Source organism: Microbacterium sp. NPDC057944, from assembly GCF_042887445.1.
Taxonomy (GTDB): domain Bacteria; phylum Actinomycetota; class Actinomycetes; order Actinomycetales; family Microbacteriaceae; genus Microbacterium; species Microbacterium natoriense.
In genome coordinates, this window is the sequence record NZ_JBHVPJ010000001.1 from 263,951 (window position 1) to 278,919 (window position 14,969).

Here is a 14,969-nt window from a genome sequence, read left to right on the forward strand (position 1 = left end):
TGCTTGAGCGTCGGCAAGGAAGTCCCCCGGGACAGACTTCGGCCCCATCGTTTAGCGGCCTAGGACGCCGCCCTTTCACGGCGGTAGCACGGGTTCGAATCCCGTTGGGGTCACTCATCCGATACAATTGAAAACAAGTATGGCCCTGTAGCGCAGTTGGTTAGCGTGCCGCCCTGTCACGGCGGAGGTCGCGGGTTCAAGTCCCGTCAGGGTCGCTCTGTGCGATTGGTCCTTTTCTCGGAGAGGGCCTTTCGTCTAGATGCGACAGGTTTCGCCGGTCGCACGGCTCTGTAGCTCAGTTGGTAGAGCGCACGACTGAAAATCGTGAGGTCACGGGATCGACGCCCGTCGGAGCCACACGGACCGTCGTTACAACGGTCCCAGAAACCCTCGCCTAGCTTCTACATGGCGGGGGTTTTGCTTTGCCCCGGTGAGAGCTGTGTCCCGTCCGAATCGGCTGCTCCGGCTCGCCGTCCGTGGAGCGTTCCGACCACCCCGGTCGTTGAGCGAGCGACGCGAGACGAAACGCCCCGGGGAACGTTGTGCCGGAGTCGTAAGGCACGGTGACCCCAGAACGAAGGACCCTTGCCCGACCACCGGACGGGCAAGGGTCCTTCGCGGTTCCCGCTCTAGACGGCGTACACGGTCGGGTAGCCACCGCCGATGTTCAACGCATCGATGGTGCCGCTCACGGCGACACCGGTCGATTGACGCACCCAGCCTCCGCCGCTGACCGAGGTGACGCAGACGCTCCACCCCTCGTTCGTGATCACGGTGGGGTAGCCGCCGCCCATGTCCACCGCCGTCAGACTGCCGCTGGTGCCGATGCCCGTCGACTGCAGCTGCCAGCCGGCGCCGGGCCAGATCAGGTGCACCACCCCGTTGAGAAGGGTGACGATCTGCAGCATCCCTCCGACGTTCACCGCCTTGAACTCGTCGCCGATGGGAATCCCGCTGTTCCCGATCTCCCAGCCGTTGTGCGTCGTGATGTGATGCATGTAGCCGCCGATGTTCGCGACGATCTGGACGTTGCCGCCTGGTAGGAGGACGGCAGAGATCTTGCCGGGGACAGTGAGCCCTGTCGAGGCCTTGTGCCACCCGGTGCCGTCCGCATAGATGTGGTACAGGACGGAGTTCTCGACTGCGAAGATGTGCGGGAACGACTGGCCGACGTTTAATGCCGAGATGCTGTACGCGTCGAGCGGGAGGCCGGAGTCCATCTGGGTCCACGCTCCTCCCATGACCCCGACGTACCTCAGGTGCCCGCCGAAGGATCCGTACAGGTCTCCCCAGCCGGATCCCATGTTCACCGCGGTGAACCTGTTCGACATGTTGTAGCCGACCGGGATCGCGGACCAGCTGCCACTGCGGACGGCGAACTCCTTCACCCCGGCGATGCTGACCGCCCCTGCTCCCGGCGGGTTGGGAGAGGGCGCTGGTCCGATGCCGTTGTTCAGGAAGGCCAGCGGGCTGACGTAGGAGCCATTCACCTTGATCTCGATGTGCAGGTGGACTCCCATACCGCTGGTGGGCCCCAACTGACTGTTCCCCATTCGGCCGATGAGTTGTCCCTGCAACACCGTCTGCGTGGGGCCCACTGCCGGTGGCCCATCGAGATGCGCGTAGAGGCTTGTCACGCCGTTTCCGTGGTCGATGATGACGTGGTGTCCCCATCCGTGCCCGTCTCCGGATGTCGAGTTCCAGTCCCCGCCGGCGACCCGGCCGCCAGCGATCGCGAGGATCGGCATGCCGCGATAACCCCAGGTGTCCAGGCCCATGTGTCGACGGGCACCGCCGTCGCGTGGTGCGTTGAACTGCCCTGCCGCCTCGGTAGATGCCTTGAAGGGGTCAGTGGGATAGATGTATCCGTTGGCGGCGGACGCCGCTGCGTTCGCGCGATCGCCTGTGAGCAGTTCGTGACCGAGCAGCGCGACGCCGGCGGCGAGCCCGCCAGCCGCGATGAGAGTGCGCCGCGACATCGCGTGAGTGGCGAACGCGGAGCCTGAAGATTCCTCTGTAGTGTCCATACGCACACCGTATGGATAAAACTCTCCTCTTCGCTGTCCCCTCTTCTACCTACAGACGGTCGGCTCGCAGATCGGTAGCTTGAGAAGGTTCATGGTCGAGAGCCCCTCGCACCTCCCACCGGCTCAGGGTCCGACCGGACGCCTCCCCGGCCTGACCATCGCCGTCGCATCGGGGGCGCCGAACCCGAACTTCTCGTAGAGGCCGTGCGCGTCGCCGGTGAAGAGAGTCCAGCGGAACTGTGCGCCGGGGCCGTCGTCGATCATGGTCTGCACGAGCAGCGCACCCGCGCCGTGGCCGCGCGCCGCAGGGTCGACGATCACGTCGGCCAGGTATGCGTCGTTGACGCCGTCGGACACGGCACGCGCGAAGCCGATCTGCGCTCCGGAGTCCGCGTCGTACACGCCGACCACCCGCCACGCGGCATCGAGCTGGGCATCGACATCGACCCTCGTGCGCCAGCGGTGCCAGTAGGCCTCGGTCGACAGCATCCGCCACACCCACTCACGGTCGATCCGCGCCGGGTCGGCGTCTGCGATGAGTTCCACCCCCTCAACCTCTCATAGGACGCGACCCGCTTACGCGAGCACGCGAAGAGGGCGCTCGAGGATTCCGGTCAGCGTCGCGAGGAACTGCGCGGCGAGCGCCCCGTCGATGATGCGATGATCGGCAGTGAGCGTCAGCCTGAGCATGCGTCTGGTGACGACCGATCCCTCATAGAGTGCGACTTCGTCACGAGCAGCGCCGACCGCGAGGATCGCCCCCTGCGGCGGATTGATGATCGCGTTGAACTGCTCGACGCCGTACATTCCGAGGTTGCTGACGGTGAATGTGCCGTCGGCCATTTCTGCTGCCGTGAGACGCCGAGTGCCTGCCTTCGCAACGAGTTCCCTCGCCGTTCTCGCGATCGTCGAAACCGCAGCGACGTCGGCGTCGCGGATGACGGGAACGACAAGCCCCGCCGGCGAGGCGACGGCGATGCCGATGTGCACCCGACTGTGCCGGAGCATCCGTCCGCGGCCTTCCGGGGAGTAGGACGAATTGACGTCGGGGTGGACGCGCAGCGCCTGAGCTACCGCGCGGACGAGCAGGTCGTTCACGCTCATCTTCTCCTCGAGAAGAGCTCCGTTGACCTCCTCCCGCATCGCGAGGAGCGCCGTCACGTCGACCGCAGCGGTCACGGAGAACGACGGCACAGTCGTCGCACTCACCGTCAGGCGGGCAGCGATCTGCTGGCGGATCCCATCGAACGGCACGGACTCGGATCCACGGGCGTCATCGGCTGGACGATGATCGCCGACGGAGTCCGGACGGGGCCGGGGCGGCTCTGCCGACGCCACGGCGGCGTCGAGGTCGGCTCGAACGATCCGCCCACCAGGGCCGGAGCCGACGATCCCCGCGAGGTCGACGCCGTTCTCCCTTGCGAGTCGGCGGACGAGGGGCGTCGCCGGCCGGCGGCCGCTCTCGTGCACGCCATCCGAGCCGGACACGTCCGTAGAGCCGAACTCTGCCGCAGCAACGACACCATCTGCGTCATCGGCCGCCGAGCTCCCGGCATCCCCTGATACCGGCGCAGGTTCCGACTCCGAATCCGAATCCGATTCCGCGGGACCAGACTCCACCGATGTGCCATTGTCCAGCCGTGCGATCGGCGTACCGATCGGCACGTTCTCCCCTTCCGCGACGAGGATCTCGACCAGGATGCCGGCATCGTAGGCCTCCTGCTCCATGAGCGCCTTGTCGGTCTCGATCTCGACGAGAATATCTCCGGGGGTGATCACGTCGCCGGGCTTCTTGAGCCACGTCGCGATGGCCCCCTCCGTCATCGTGTCCGACAGACGGGGCATGAGGATGTCGATCATCGTTGTTCCTCTCTCACTCTTCAGCGGCGCCGCGCGACGGCGTCAAGGGTCTCGCGGATCGCGTTCTTCGCGTCGTCCAGCGATGGAAGAGCCGCTGTCTCGAGCGACTTCGCGTAGGGCATGGGCACCTCCGCCATGGCGACACGGCGCACCGGAGCGTCGAGCCAGTCGAAGGCACCGTCGGAGATCGTCGCGGCGATCTCCGCTCCGATGCCGTAGGTGAGCCAGTCGTCTTCCAGTACGACCGCGCAGTTCGTGCGGCGCACGGACTCGATGATCGACTCGCGGTCCAGCGGACGAAGACTGCGCAGGTCGATCACCTCGACGTCGATTCCCTCCGCCGCGAGCTCATCTGCGGCCTGCAGTGCGACGACCGCCATTCGCGAGTACGCCACGACGGTGACATCGGCTCCACGACGAGCCACCTTCGCTTTTCCGATCTCTGCAGGCTCCAGGTCGTCGGGCACCTCTCCGACGGTGTTGTAGAGCGCGAGGTTCTCCAGCACCAGCACCGGATCATCGTCGCGGATCGCTGCCAGCATGAGTGCTTTGGCGTCCGCAGGAGTCGAGGGCGCGACGACCTTCATGCCGGGCACAAAGGCGTAGTACAGCTCGATGTTCTGCGAATGCGTGGCGCCCAGCTGCTGTCCGCCGCCACCGGGCGTGCGGATCACGAGGGGCACCCGCGCCTGGCCGCCGAACATGCCATAGATCTTCGCCGCGTGATTCACGATCTGGTCGAGGGCGAGCAGGGAGAAGTTGATCGTCATGATCTCGACGACCGGACGCAGCCCGAGCATCGCGGCGCCGACCGCCGCCCCCGTGAAGCCCTCTTCTGCGATCGGAGTGTCGCGCACCCGCTTCGGGCCGAACTCGTCCAGCATGCCTGCGGTGATCTTGTACGAGCCCTCGAATCGGCCGATCTCCTCTCCGATGAGGAAGACGCTCTGGTCACGGAGCATCTCTGCGCGGAGCGCATCATGCAGTGCCTGGCGATAGCTGATCACGCTCATGCGCGCCCTCCCTCGGCGAGGGATGCCGAAAGAGGAAGGGCCGCGGGGAAGAGCGCCTCCCCTGGCCGACGTCGAGAGTCGTTCGCCACCGGCGTCGCATAGGTGTAGTCGAACAGGGTCGACACGTCGGGGTGCGGACTCGCCTCGGCGAAGTCCGCCGCCGAGGCTGCAGCGGACAGGCTCACCCGGTCGATCTCGGCGATCAGATCCTCGGTGAGGACGCCGAGGTCCAGGAGCCGAACCGCGAAAGCGGCGATCGGGTCTGCATCGCGCAACGATGCCGCCTCCTCGCGGCTGCGATACCGAGCGGGGTCGACGACTGAGTGCCCCTTGAGTCTGCCCGACACGGTCTCCAGCAGATACGGCCGACCGCTCCGCGCACTCTCCAGAGCCGTGCGGGCCGCAGCCTCCACGGCGAGGGGATCGTTGCCGTCGACCCTGGCCGACGGCATCCGGTAGGAAGCGGCACGTCGGTGGAGCTCGGGTTCTGCAGACGACATCTCGACGGTCGTCCCCATGCCCAGGCCGTTGTTCACGATGACGTAGACGATGGGCAGCCCCCACAGTGCTGCGATGTTGAGGGACTCGTGGAAAGCGCCGATGTTGGTCGTCCCATCGCCCATCAAGCACACGACCGCTTCAGAACCACCGCGATAGTCGATCGCGAGGGCCGCCCCCGTCGCGAGCGGGATCTGCCCGCCGACGATTCCGTAGCCACCCATGAACCGGGCGTCGATGTCGAACATGTGCATGGATCCTCCCCACCCCTTGGACACGCCATCGGACCTCCCGTACAGCTCGGCCATCACCCGCTCGGGAGCGATTCCACGAGAGAGCGCGTACCCGTGTTCGCGATAGTTCGTGAAGACGTAGTCATCGCCCCGAAGAGCGCTCATGAGCCCGACGACAGTCGCCTCCTCACCCAGGTTCAGGTGGCAGTAGCCGCCGACCTTAGCCTCGGTGTAGGCCCGAGCGGCGCGCTCTTCGAAGCGTCGGATCGCCACCATCCGCCGATAGTGGCCCAACAGCGTCTCAGCGGTCGCGGCGTCAGCCGCCGCACGCGTCATCGTTGCTGTCCTCGCCGTTTTCGCCTTGGTCGGCGGCATAGGAGTCTCCTTCTCGCCCTGGGTCTCGTCGGGTGCCGATCGAATTAATGATACGAACTTAGTTTCATTATAGGATGAGAACCGGTTACGAGAGCGACACCCCCGGAGGAGCACACGATGCCAGCAACAGAAAAGCCCGCATCGGAGCCTGCCGCCCGGAAGCGGGGACGGCCGACCGAGTCCGAGCGACTGCAGCGCCGGGACGATATCCTCGATGCCGCCGTTCGACTACTGCTCGACGACGGTTTCGCCGGTGTCACCTTCGATGACATCCGCGAGGACGCACGCGTCACCAAGCGAACGATCTACGGGCATTTCGCGACCCGCACCGAAGTGTTCCTCGCCGCCGTGGAGCGGTTGAGAGAGCGGACGCTCTCACCCCTCGATGAGCGCGGCAGCATCCACGACCTCGCCACCGCGATCGTCGCGACGCTGCACTCAGATGAGGCGATAGGCCTGCACCGTCTCATGATCACGTCGTCCCGTGACTTTCCGGAGCTCAGCGCCCGCTTCTACGTCGACGGCCCCGAGCGCTACATCGCGGCGCTGCGCGCACGACTCGCACCCCATGACGTCACGCACGCCGAGGCGCTCTTCACGCTTCTTCTCGGCGAACCCCATCGACGACGACTGCTGGGTCTCGCCGCGGCGCCGTCAGCGGAGGAGGCCCGCACTCATGCGAGTCGGGCCCTCGAGCTGCTCTCCCTCGGCTGAATCCCGCTCAGCCGAGCCTCCGCCCGAGCAGTTGGCCTGGCCAGCCGTCTTCATCGAAGGTCGAGATGCGCTCGTATCCGCAGGACTCGTAGAACTCCACGAGCGCTCCCGTGCCTCCGCCGTAGCAGTCCACGCGGAGGCGATCCATTCCCGCGGCGCGCGCCTCGTCGTCGGCGAAGGCGAGTAGCCGCCTGCCGGTGCCTCGGGCCCGGGGATCCCTCGATGCGAGCAGCAGTCGCACGTACAGTTCGGGTTCCTCGGCGGCCGGCACGTAGTCCATCGCGTCGCCCAGGACCAGCACGCCGATGACACCCACATCGGGATGCTCGGCGATCCACGCCCCGGGCAGCGCACAGGCCTCGGTCACCCTGGCGATCTGCCGATCCTGCGTCGACCAGGGCTCCACGCCCCACTGCCCCTCGTTGCCGATGGAGACGAACCAGGCGATGATCTCGTCGAAGAGCCGCAGCACCTCGGGGACATCAGCGGGTGTGGCCCTGCGGATCGTCGCGGGCGGTGTCGTGTTCATCGTCATCCTGTCGGCAGCCTCTCGCCCGTGTCGTCGCATGCTCGTCCACCGTATCGGCGTCCCGAACCGATCCGAATGTCGCGCACCCGCAGTTTGGCGAGGACGGCACCGACTGGTTCGATGGCAGGCATGGGAGCGAACTGGACCTTCAGACCGAGCCTCACGACAGATGCGCCGTGGATGGCCGAGGTGCGGGCGGAGACGATGCGCCCCGACCTGGAACGTCTCGGCGTCTTGGACGAGAAGCGCGTGCGGACGCGGTTCCTCGATGCCTTCGCGCCAGCCCACACCCGCGTCATCGTCGTCGATGCTCAGGATGCCGGGCTCGTGGCCGTCCGCCCCGACGGAGACGAGCTGTGGATCGAGCACTTCTACCTCTCGCCGCGGTACCAGGGGCAGGGAATCGGTGGACAGGTCCTCCACCGCATCGTGGCGGAGGCCGGCGACAGAGCCGGAGATCTTCGGCTCGACGTGCTGCGCGGAAGCGCCGCGCAGCGCCTCTACGATCGCCACGGTTTCGTTCTGTACTCCGAGGACGGAGTCGACCTCTTCCTGAGGTTCACCCCGCAGTAGCGGACATCCGCGCGAACCGCCGCGCAGGCCCCTCCTCCGCCCTCGCTACGCTCGAAGCATGATCGATACGCTCACCGGCTTCGCCGTCGTCGGCGTCGCGATCGCGCTGGGGTACGTCATCGGGCGCATCGATCTGCTCGGACCCCATGCCCGGCACGTCCTCGGACGCCTCATCTTCTTCGTGCTCTCGCCGTTCCTGCTGTTCAGCGTGCTCGCCCACGCCGACGCCGGGATGCTGTTCTCCTCGCTCCTGCCCGTCTCGGCGATCGCGGCCGTCGCGGTGATCGTCGTCTACGTCCTGTTCGCGCGGCTCTGGTGGAAGCGTCCCATCGGCGAGACGGTCATCGGCGCCCTCTCGGCCGGGCAGGTCAACTCGAACAACATCGGCATCCCGCTGTCGATCTATCTGCTCGGAAGTGCGGCGTACCCCGCACCCGTGATCCTCATGCAGCTGCTGGTGTTCACGCCGATCTCGCTGACGATCCTCGACGCCGTGACGAGCGACACGGTCTCGATCCGCCGCACGCTGGTGCGCACCGCGACCAACCCGATCATCATCGGCTCCCTGCTCGGCACGCTCGTGTCGGTGCTCGGCATCCGCGTGCCCGACATCGTGATGGACCCCGCCCAGCTCATCGCCGACGCCGCGGTGCCCGTGCTGCTCATCAGCTACGGCATCTCCCTGCACGGACAGCGCGTGCTCGGCACCCGCGGACACCGCCGCGACGTCATCCTCGCCAGCATCCTGAAGCTGATCGCGATGCCCGTGGTCGCGTGGGGCGCCGCCCTGCTGTTCGGGCTCTCGTCGGAGCAGACGCTGATCGTCGTGGTGCTCGCCGCTCTACCGACCGCGCAGAACGTCTTCAACTACTCGCAGCGCTACGACGTGGGCGAGGCGATCTCGCGTGACACGGTCTTCCTGACCACCATCGGATGCCTGCCCGTGCTGGTGCTCATCATGGCGCTGCTGGGCTGAGGCGCGGAAAGCACGACGGGGAGGTCGCGCATCACGACCACACTGTCGAAGACCGCGGCGCCCTCGGGGAGCGCGTCGAAGAACGACGACCGCAGGCTGTGCAGCCGTGCGCCCTCCACGGCCCACTCGTCCGAGGCCAGGGCGACGGGCTCGACTTCGCGACCGTCATGGCGGTACGACCAGCCGATGCGTCCGGCGCGATAGAACTCCGACGCCTCGTCGACCGAGTCGAAGAAGCTGCTCGTCCACTCCCCGCCCACCTCCACGTCGGCGGCGATGCTGTGGGCGCCGGCGTCCATCGTCAGGGCGTAGCGGCCGCTCCCCTCGCGGGTCGTGAAACGCGCCCGGTGATGCACGCCGGGGAAGAGCCGCCCGCCGAACAGCACGGGATGCCACGCCGAGCTGTGCCGCTCGAAGATGAAGACTCCCTGTTCTGTCCCTTCCGGGCCGTCCCACTCGACGGCGATGCGGTGGGCGGCGTTCTCCGAACGGAGCCCCCAGCGCGGAGCGAACCATCGCGGCCGGATCGCCTCCAGCCCCAGCACGCACACTCCGGCGAGCGCGGAGCCGTCGACGAGCTGCGGGCGGAACCCTTCGGGGAGCAGCGACGCCGCGACATCGGGATCGACACGGTAGCTGATCAGGAGGCGCCGACGCAGCTGCGCCTGCACACCCCTCACGATGCTCATGCGGGGAGCCCGTCCTCCGCGGGAGCGGCGGTACGGCGCTTGCGCACCTCGCGCAGCACGATCTGCTCGGGGCACACCGCCGACAGGAAGTCCCCCACCGACGAGGCCAGCCGATCGGTGACGGCGGAGTAGAGGATGCGGTTGGCGTCGCGTCGCTCGGTGACGAGTCCGGCCTCGCGCAGCACGCGGAGATGCCGAGAGATCGTCGGCCCGCTCGCCGCGAACCTCGCCGCGATCTCGCCGGCCGCGAGCTCGCCGTCCTTGAGATCCTGCAGGATCTGCCGACGCGTCGGATGCGCCAGTGCCTCGAAGACGCTCGTCACCTCATCGCTCATGTTCGCAATCTAGCACTGCTGCTAAATAGGAGCAATGACGGACCTCCTCCGCTCCCGTAGATTTGTCGCGTGGACAGCACGCTCTTCTTCGCCATCGTGATCGTCGGGCTGGTGGTCCTGATGTTCTTCCTCCCCGGCTGGATCCGGCGATCCTCCCGCTCCGCAGGAGACCGCGCGGGGCACAAGGTCGCCACGTCGCAGACCGAGAGGCTCCTCGTCGAGCTGGGCACGCCCCTGGTGATCCACGCACCGGCGGCCGCAGCGCGCGAGATCGTCGACCGCGCCGTGCTGCAGCAGCCGCGCCGGTTCACGCCGCTCGACGGCGGCGCCTACGGCATCCGCTTCGTCGAACCGGACGACGCCGTCGTGCGCCTCGTCGACGATCCAGACGGCACACGGATGCAGATCGAGCAGACGCGCGAGCACCTGGGGATGCCGCAGAACCTCGAGTTCTGGCGCGACCTCCGCTCCCGCGTCGCCTCGGGCGCCGGGGCTCAGGACATCTCGGTCGCCGACGGCATCCGCGTCGCGTACTCGCGAGACGCCGGACAACCTGCCGTCTGGAGGATCGTCCGCGAGGAGCGCTCGTGAACGTCGGCGTCATCGGGCTCGGCCGCGCGCTGTTCGCCGATGCCGCAGCCACGGTCCCCGACGAGGACATGATCGCCGTGATCACGGCGATCGCGCGTCAGAACTGACTGCACAACTCACAGGCAGCGCGGCTAGGCTGGATGACAGCGCCATCGCAGGTCTTCGCGGTGCGCGTGCCCCTCCTCCTCAGGCCTGCGCGGCCCCACGACCGGTCTGCGCCACGGCCCCGCCAGAAAGGCCGACCCATGAGCGAAACTCCCGCCGACAACGACTTCTTCGACAAGCTGATCGAGGAGACTCCGAAGGACCAGTCCTCGACCGGCGGATTCACCGCCTCGTTCCGCGGCTACGACAAGGCCGAGGTCGACTCGGCCCTGAGCTCCCTGCGCAACCAGCTGCAGCAGTTGAAAGCCGACCTCGCCGACGCCGAGGCACGCCACGAAGACACCCTGGAGTCGGTGCGGTCCGAGGAGCGCTCCGCCCGCGAGGTGCTCGAGGCCGAGCTCACCGCCGCGAAGGCGCAGGCAGCGGACGCCGAGCAGCAGGTCTCCACCCTGACCAACGAACTCGTCGACGCGCCCCGCCCCGAGGGCAAGGACGCGCCCTCGCGCGAGCAGTTCGAGGCGATCCTGCGCGTGGCGGAGGAGCAGGCCAACGTCCTCATCCAGAACGCCGCCGTGCAGGCCGACCGTCTGATGGCCGCCGCCCGCGAGGAGGTCGCCGCGCAGCGCGCCGAGGCCGACGCCGACGCGACGCGTATCATCGCGCACGCCCAGCATGACGCCGACCAGATCCGTCTGAAGATCGACACCGAGTTCACGGCGCACGAGGCTCGCCTCGAGCGCGAGTCGGCGCACGCCGCCGAGAAGGTGCACCAGGCGTCGCAGGAGGCCACCGCCATCCGCACCGAGGCCGAGAAGGGCGCCGCCGCCCTTCGTTCGCTCGTCACGCGCGAGACCGAGCAGCTGCGTGCGGACGCCGAGCGCGAGGTGCGCGAGATGAACGCGCGCGTCCTCGAGTTCGAGGAGACGCTCACCCGCCGCCAGGACGACGCTCAGCAGGAGTTCCTCGTGCTGCACAACCAGGCCGTCGCGCACGCCGAGCGCATCACCACCGATGCGAACGAGCAGGTGTCCGCCTCTCTCGACCACGCCCAGCGGATCTCCGCGAAGGCCGATGACTACGAGCGCCTGATGCGCACGCAGGCATCCGCGATCGAAGCCGACGCACAGGTGCGCGCCCGTGACACGCTCGACCGCGCTCGGGTCAAGTCGCAGAAGATCGTCGACTCGGTCACCACGCACACGTCCACCGTGCTGCGGGACGCCGAGGACCACGCGCGTCAGCTGCGCTGGCAGCAGCAGCAGCTCGCCAGCTTCATGGCCGAGGTGCGCGAGATGATCCGTCCGGAGGGCGTGTTCAGCGACGAGTCTCCTGCGTCGGCCCCGAAGGCGGATGCCGCGGTGGCCGTCGCCGGTGCGACCGAGGTTGCCGCAGCGGCCGCCTCCGACGACGTCGAGATCGATGACGTCGACGACGAGGTCGAGACCTTCGAGGCCGAGATCATCGAGGCGGAGCCCGCCGACGTGTTCCTCGGCGACGAGGTCCTCGAGGACGAGCTGCTCGACGACGAGGCCGCCACCATCGACGGCAAGATCACCATCGACGTGGTCGACGCCGAGGAGTCGACCACCCGCTGATCGACGTCTTCGCCCAGAGGGGGTGCGAGCGGTCTTCCGCTCGCACCCCCTCTGGCGTTCCGCTCTCCGATCCGATCGCTGCCCGCTCCGCGGCGTGGACGAGACCGCCCCTGGGTCCCGTCAGCCGAGGAGCAGCATGATCGCGACGATCAGGTAGAACACGTTCACCGCGACGATGAACACCCGCTCGGCGATGCCGAAGGTCCGGGAGCGTAGCCACGGCAGCACGAGCGAGGCGATCAATGCCACGAGCGCCACCATCGTCACCACGCTGAGCACCGACAGCGTCACCGTCAGCCCACCGCCGACCGTGCTCTCCGCAAGCCTGACGAAGTTGCCCATGCACGAGTAGCTGATCGCGAACCACGCCACGGCGGCCAGCATGTGCAGGCGCCCGATCGTGGTCATCTCCTCGCCCTCGAGCGTGGTCGGCACGAACGGCAGGGCGACGAAGATCACCGCGAGAACGCCGAGCCAGGCGGCGACCCCGACTCGGTCACTCCACTCGGGGAGCCCGAACCAGACCGCCGCGGCGAGCGCGCCCCATCCGCCGGCGGTGGTCCAGGTCATGATCGAGCTGAGCGTGCGAGTGCGCCCGACCGCATAGTCGCTGACCGCGTGCTTCACGGGCGAGTAGTCGCTGCGCACGATGTGCAGCGCGACGAACATGCCGAGCCTGGCCGTCCAGAGGGCGGCGGCGAGTGCGGCGAAGATCATGAGGGCTCCTCGGTGGTCGCGGCACGCACCAGGCGCACCTCGTCATGCAGGGTGCGGATGACGCCTGCGAGGTGAAGGGGGTCGATGCCGATCGTGCGGGCGTTGCGATCGAGAGAGTCTCCGAGCAGTTCGGCGCATCTCTTCTGCAGCGCGTGCCCCGCGTCGGTCGCGCGCAGGCGGCGGATGTTGCCCGCCCCCTCGGGCGCGAAGTTCTCGACGAGTCCGTCGCGCAGCATGGCCCTTACCAGGCCGCTCGCAGCGGGCTCGCTGACGCCCAGACCTCTGGCGAGGTCACGTCCGGTGAGCCCCGGGTGCTCGCACACGATCACCAGGGCGACGTAGCGGCTGTAGCTCAGCCCTTCAGGCTTCAGCATCCGCTCCGCCCACCTGTCGAGCGTGCGGACCAGATCGTGCAGTTCGTAGGCGAGATCCATGATCAGTAACTTAATACCTTAAGTTACTGATCGCAAGCAGAGGATGCAGAAGGGGCGCGACCGGCCGAAGCCGATCGCGCCCCTGTCAGGCAGGACTCTCTCTATGCGCGCCCGAACTGGGCGACCGCGGGGCAGTCGAAGGGATCAGCACCGGCGGCCAGGCCCACGCGGTTCAGGTACTCGATGACGATCGCGTACGAGCGGCCGAGGCTGGTCTCCGTGTACGGCACGTCGTTCGCCGCGCAGTAGTCGCGCACGATCTCCCGAGCCTTGGACAGGTGCGGTCGCGGCATGTTCGGGAACAGGTGGTGCTCCACCTGGTAGTTGAGTCCGCCCATGAGCGTCGTCGCCCACCAGCCTCCGCGGATGTTGCGGGAGGTGCGGACCTGCTTCGTGAAGAAGTCCAGTCGAGCACTCGGGTCGATGATCGGCATGCCCTTGTGGTTCGGCGCGAAGGAGGCGCCCATGTACACGCCGAAGACGGCGAGCTGCACACCCATGAACGCGAACGCCATGCCGAGCGGCAGCATCAGGAACACCGGCACGAGGATGATCGCGAAGCGCAGGGCGATGATGCCCAGCTCGGTCCAGCGTCCCTTGACGTTCTTCTTGGTCATGAGGTGCTTGAGGCCGATGTAGTGCAGGTTCAGGCCCTCGAGCGTCAGCAGCGGGAAGAAGAGCCACCCCTGCTTGCGGGTGATCAGCTTGATGAGGCCGCGCGACTTCGCGGCATCCGTCTCCAGGAAGGAGATCGTGTCGACCTCGATGTCGGGGTCCTTGCCGACCTGGTTGGGGTTTCCGTGGTGCTTGGTGTGCTTGGAGTCCCACCAGGAGTAGCTCATGCCGATGCTGCCGGCGAGGATGCGGGCGAGCCGGAAGTTCGCTGGGCCCGTGCTGAGGATCTGGCGGTGCGCCGCCTCATGGGAGAGGAAGGCGATCTGCGTGAAGATGAGTCCGAGCGCGCCGGCGATCAGCAGCTGGAACCAGCTGTCGCCGAGCAGGATGAAGCCCGTGACGGCACCGCCGAGCGCGAGCAGGATGCCCGTGCCGACGAGGACGTAGAACCAGCGGGTGCGCTGGAGCAGCCCGGTCTCCCTGACGACCTGCGACACCTGCTTGTAGGCGTGCGCCATCGGCGGGAACTCCGCGTTGCCGGAGTACGTCTGCCGGATCGGTCCGAGCGTGGCGGTTGCGGCGGTCTTATCGACCTGTGTGATGGAGATGGTGCTCTCCTGTCGATCGGGAGCCCTTGAGCTATGGAAGCCAAGGGCGGATGCCGATCGCTACCCTCAGGCTAGACCTGTCCGCATACGCCGAACGGCATACGATTCAGGCCCTGGCGCGCCGCGGACGGCGCCGCAGCGCGCGAGGAAGGCTCAGGGGAAACGTCGACGCGCGATGCGCCGACTCCTGAGCCTCCTCCAGCGCCAGGAACGCGTCGTCGAGGGTCGTGAAGGAGCCGATCTCGGTGCCGCGGTTGTCGCGGACGAGATGGGCGGTGCCGTCGAACTCGACGAAGCCGGCGAATTCGCCGGCACGCGTCGCGACGTGCACATCGTCGTCGGCCTGCTTCCAGGTCAACGGGTCGAACGGGGGAAAGGTGGTGTTACTCATGGTGGTGCTCATTGCTTTGTGGCGGGCGCGCAGGCGCACCGCAGATTTCGTGAGATCGAGGGCAGACTGCGCACGCGTCGATGCATGCGGT

17 protein-coding genes and 3 tRNA genes are annotated in these 14,969 nt (G+C 67.5%); 8 read left to right on the forward strand and 12 right to left on the reverse strand.

What is annotated here, in order from left to right:
- The first annotated feature begins 40 nt into the window (after positions 1-40).
- The 3 genes from ACFVRO_RS01280 (at position 41) to ACFVRO_RS01290 (ending at position 357) form a co-directional block, all read left to right on the forward strand.
- Positions 41-113 (forward strand) — tRNA-Glu (locus ACFVRO_RS01280).
- 28 nt (positions 114-141) lie between these two features.
- Positions 142-215: transfer RNA gene (locus tag ACFVRO_RS01285), tRNA-Asp, on the forward strand.
- Positions 216-284: 69 nt separating this feature from the next.
- A tRNA-Phe gene (locus ACFVRO_RS01290) sits at positions 285-357 on the forward strand.
- Positions 358-629: 272 nt separating this feature from the next.
- Here ACFVRO_RS01290 and ACFVRO_RS01295 read toward each other — a convergent pair.
- The 5 genes from ACFVRO_RS01295 to pdhA all read right to left on the reverse strand — a co-directional run bounded on the left by ACFVRO_RS01295 (position 630) and on the right by pdhA (position 5,967).
- Positions 630-1,979 (reverse strand): M23 family metallopeptidase, encoded by a 1,350-nt coding sequence (locus tag ACFVRO_RS01295; protein WP_386948394.1) that lies wholly within the window; start codon positions 1,977-1,979, stop codon positions 630-632.
- A 171-nt stretch (positions 1,980-2,150) separates the two neighbouring features.
- Complete coding sequence (locus ACFVRO_RS01300) at positions 2,151-2,573, reverse strand: GNAT family N-acetyltransferase (RefSeq protein WP_386948397.1); 423 nt, start codon at positions 2,571-2,573, stop codon at positions 2,151-2,153.
- Between the two features lie 30 nt (positions 2,574-2,603).
- Positions 2,604-3,887, reverse strand: coding sequence for a dihydrolipoamide acetyltransferase family protein (locus ACFVRO_RS01305; RefSeq protein WP_386948398.1), 1,284 nt, complete (start codon positions 3,885-3,887; stop codon positions 2,604-2,606).
- 20 nt (positions 3,888-3,907) lie between these two features.
- The gene (locus ACFVRO_RS01310; protein WP_386948400.1) at positions 3,908-4,900 is read right to left on the reverse strand and encodes an alpha-ketoacid dehydrogenase subunit beta; all 993 of its coding nucleotides are present in this window, start codon (positions 4,898-4,900) and stop codon (positions 3,908-3,910) included.
- Positions 4,897-5,967: a pyruvate dehydrogenase (acetyl-transferring) E1 component subunit alpha gene (gene pdhA, locus ACFVRO_RS01315; RefSeq protein ID WP_386948402.1), complete on the reverse strand. Its 1,071-nt coding sequence runs from the start codon at positions 5,965-5,967 to the stop codon at positions 4,897-4,899. Before pdhA ends, ACFVRO_RS01310 begins: the two co-directional genes overlap by 4 nt.
- 156 nt (positions 5,968-6,123) lie before the next feature.
- Here pdhA and ACFVRO_RS01320 point away from each other — a divergent pair, with 156 nt between their 5' ends.
- Complete coding sequence (locus ACFVRO_RS01320; protein ID WP_386948405.1) at positions 6,124-6,720, forward strand: TetR/AcrR family transcriptional regulator; 597 nt, start codon at positions 6,124-6,126, stop codon at positions 6,718-6,720.
- Between the two features lie 7 nt (positions 6,721-6,727).
- On the opposite strand, the gene ACFVRO_RS01325 is transcribed toward ACFVRO_RS01320, so the two are convergent.
- Positions 6,728-7,249: a GNAT family N-acetyltransferase gene (locus ACFVRO_RS01325; RefSeq protein ID WP_386948408.1), complete on the reverse strand. Its 522-nt coding sequence runs from the start codon at positions 7,247-7,249 to the stop codon at positions 6,728-6,730.
- 120 nt (positions 7,250-7,369) lie between these two features.
- Between ACFVRO_RS01325 and ACFVRO_RS01330 the strand changes: the two genes are divergently transcribed.
- Positions 7,370-7,822: a GNAT family N-acetyltransferase gene (locus ACFVRO_RS01330; RefSeq protein WP_386948411.1), complete on the forward strand. Its 453-nt coding sequence runs from the start codon at positions 7,370-7,372 to the stop codon at positions 7,820-7,822.
- Positions 7,823-7,880: 58 nt separating this feature from the next.
- Complete coding sequence (locus ACFVRO_RS01335) at positions 7,881-8,798, forward strand: AEC family transporter (RefSeq protein WP_386948414.1); 918 nt, start codon at positions 7,881-7,883, stop codon at positions 8,796-8,798.
- On the opposite strand, the gene ACFVRO_RS01340 is transcribed toward ACFVRO_RS01335, so the two are convergent.
- Both ACFVRO_RS01340 and ACFVRO_RS01345 read right to left on the reverse strand, forming a co-directional pair.
- Complete coding sequence (locus ACFVRO_RS01340) at positions 8,702-9,487, reverse strand: DUF2071 domain-containing protein (RefSeq protein ID WP_386948417.1); 786 nt, start codon at positions 9,485-9,487, stop codon at positions 8,702-8,704. The two genes, ACFVRO_RS01335 and ACFVRO_RS01340, sit on opposite strands and share 97 nt — an antisense overlap.
- Positions 9,484-9,822, reverse strand: coding sequence for a metalloregulator ArsR/SmtB family transcription factor (locus ACFVRO_RS01345; RefSeq protein ID WP_386948420.1), 339 nt, complete (start codon positions 9,820-9,822; stop codon positions 9,484-9,486). The genes ACFVRO_RS01340 and ACFVRO_RS01345 overlap by 4 nt, the downstream gene beginning before the upstream one ends.
- 69 nt (positions 9,823-9,891) lie before the next feature.
- On the opposite strand from ACFVRO_RS01345, the gene ACFVRO_RS01350 reads away from it, so the two are divergent.
- Together ACFVRO_RS01350 and ACFVRO_RS01355 are read left to right on the forward strand one after the other, a co-directional pair.
- On the forward strand, positions 9,892-10,413 hold the full coding sequence (locus ACFVRO_RS01350; RefSeq protein WP_386948423.1) for a hypothetical protein: 522 nt from the start codon (positions 9,892-9,894) through the stop codon (positions 10,411-10,413).
- Positions 10,414-10,658: 245 nt separating this feature from the next.
- Positions 10,659-12,113 (forward strand): cell division initiation protein, encoded by a 1,455-nt coding sequence (locus ACFVRO_RS01355; RefSeq protein ID WP_386948425.1) that lies wholly within the window; start codon positions 10,659-10,661, stop codon positions 12,111-12,113.
- Positions 12,114-12,233: 120 nt separating this feature from the next.
- Here ACFVRO_RS01355 and ACFVRO_RS01360 read toward each other — a convergent pair whose 3' ends face one another.
- The 4 genes from ACFVRO_RS01360 to ACFVRO_RS01375 all read right to left on the reverse strand — a co-directional run bounded on the left by ACFVRO_RS01360 (position 12,234) and on the right by ACFVRO_RS01375 (position 14,878).
- Positions 12,234-12,830, reverse strand: a complete 597-nt coding sequence (locus ACFVRO_RS01360) for a DUF998 domain-containing protein (RefSeq protein ID WP_386948428.1) — start codon at positions 12,828-12,830, stop codon at positions 12,234-12,236.
- Complete coding sequence (locus ACFVRO_RS01365) at positions 12,827-13,264, reverse strand: MarR family winged helix-turn-helix transcriptional regulator (RefSeq protein ID WP_386948431.1); 438 nt, start codon at positions 13,262-13,264, stop codon at positions 12,827-12,829. The genes ACFVRO_RS01360 and ACFVRO_RS01365 overlap by 4 nt, the downstream gene beginning before the upstream one ends.
- Before the next feature lie 101 nt (positions 13,265-13,365).
- A complete protein-coding gene (locus tag ACFVRO_RS01370) occupies positions 13,366-14,487 on the reverse strand; it encodes a fatty acid desaturase family protein (RefSeq protein WP_386951575.1) in 1,122 nt (373 codons plus the stop codon).
- Positions 14,488-14,593: 106 nt separating this feature from the next.
- Positions 14,594-14,878 carry a hypothetical protein gene (locus ACFVRO_RS01375; protein ID WP_386948433.1) on the reverse strand — a complete coding sequence of 95 codons (285 nt, stop codon included), beginning with the start codon at positions 14,876-14,878 and terminating at the stop codon, positions 14,594-14,596.
- Between the last annotated feature and the right edge of the window lie 91 nt (positions 14,879-14,969).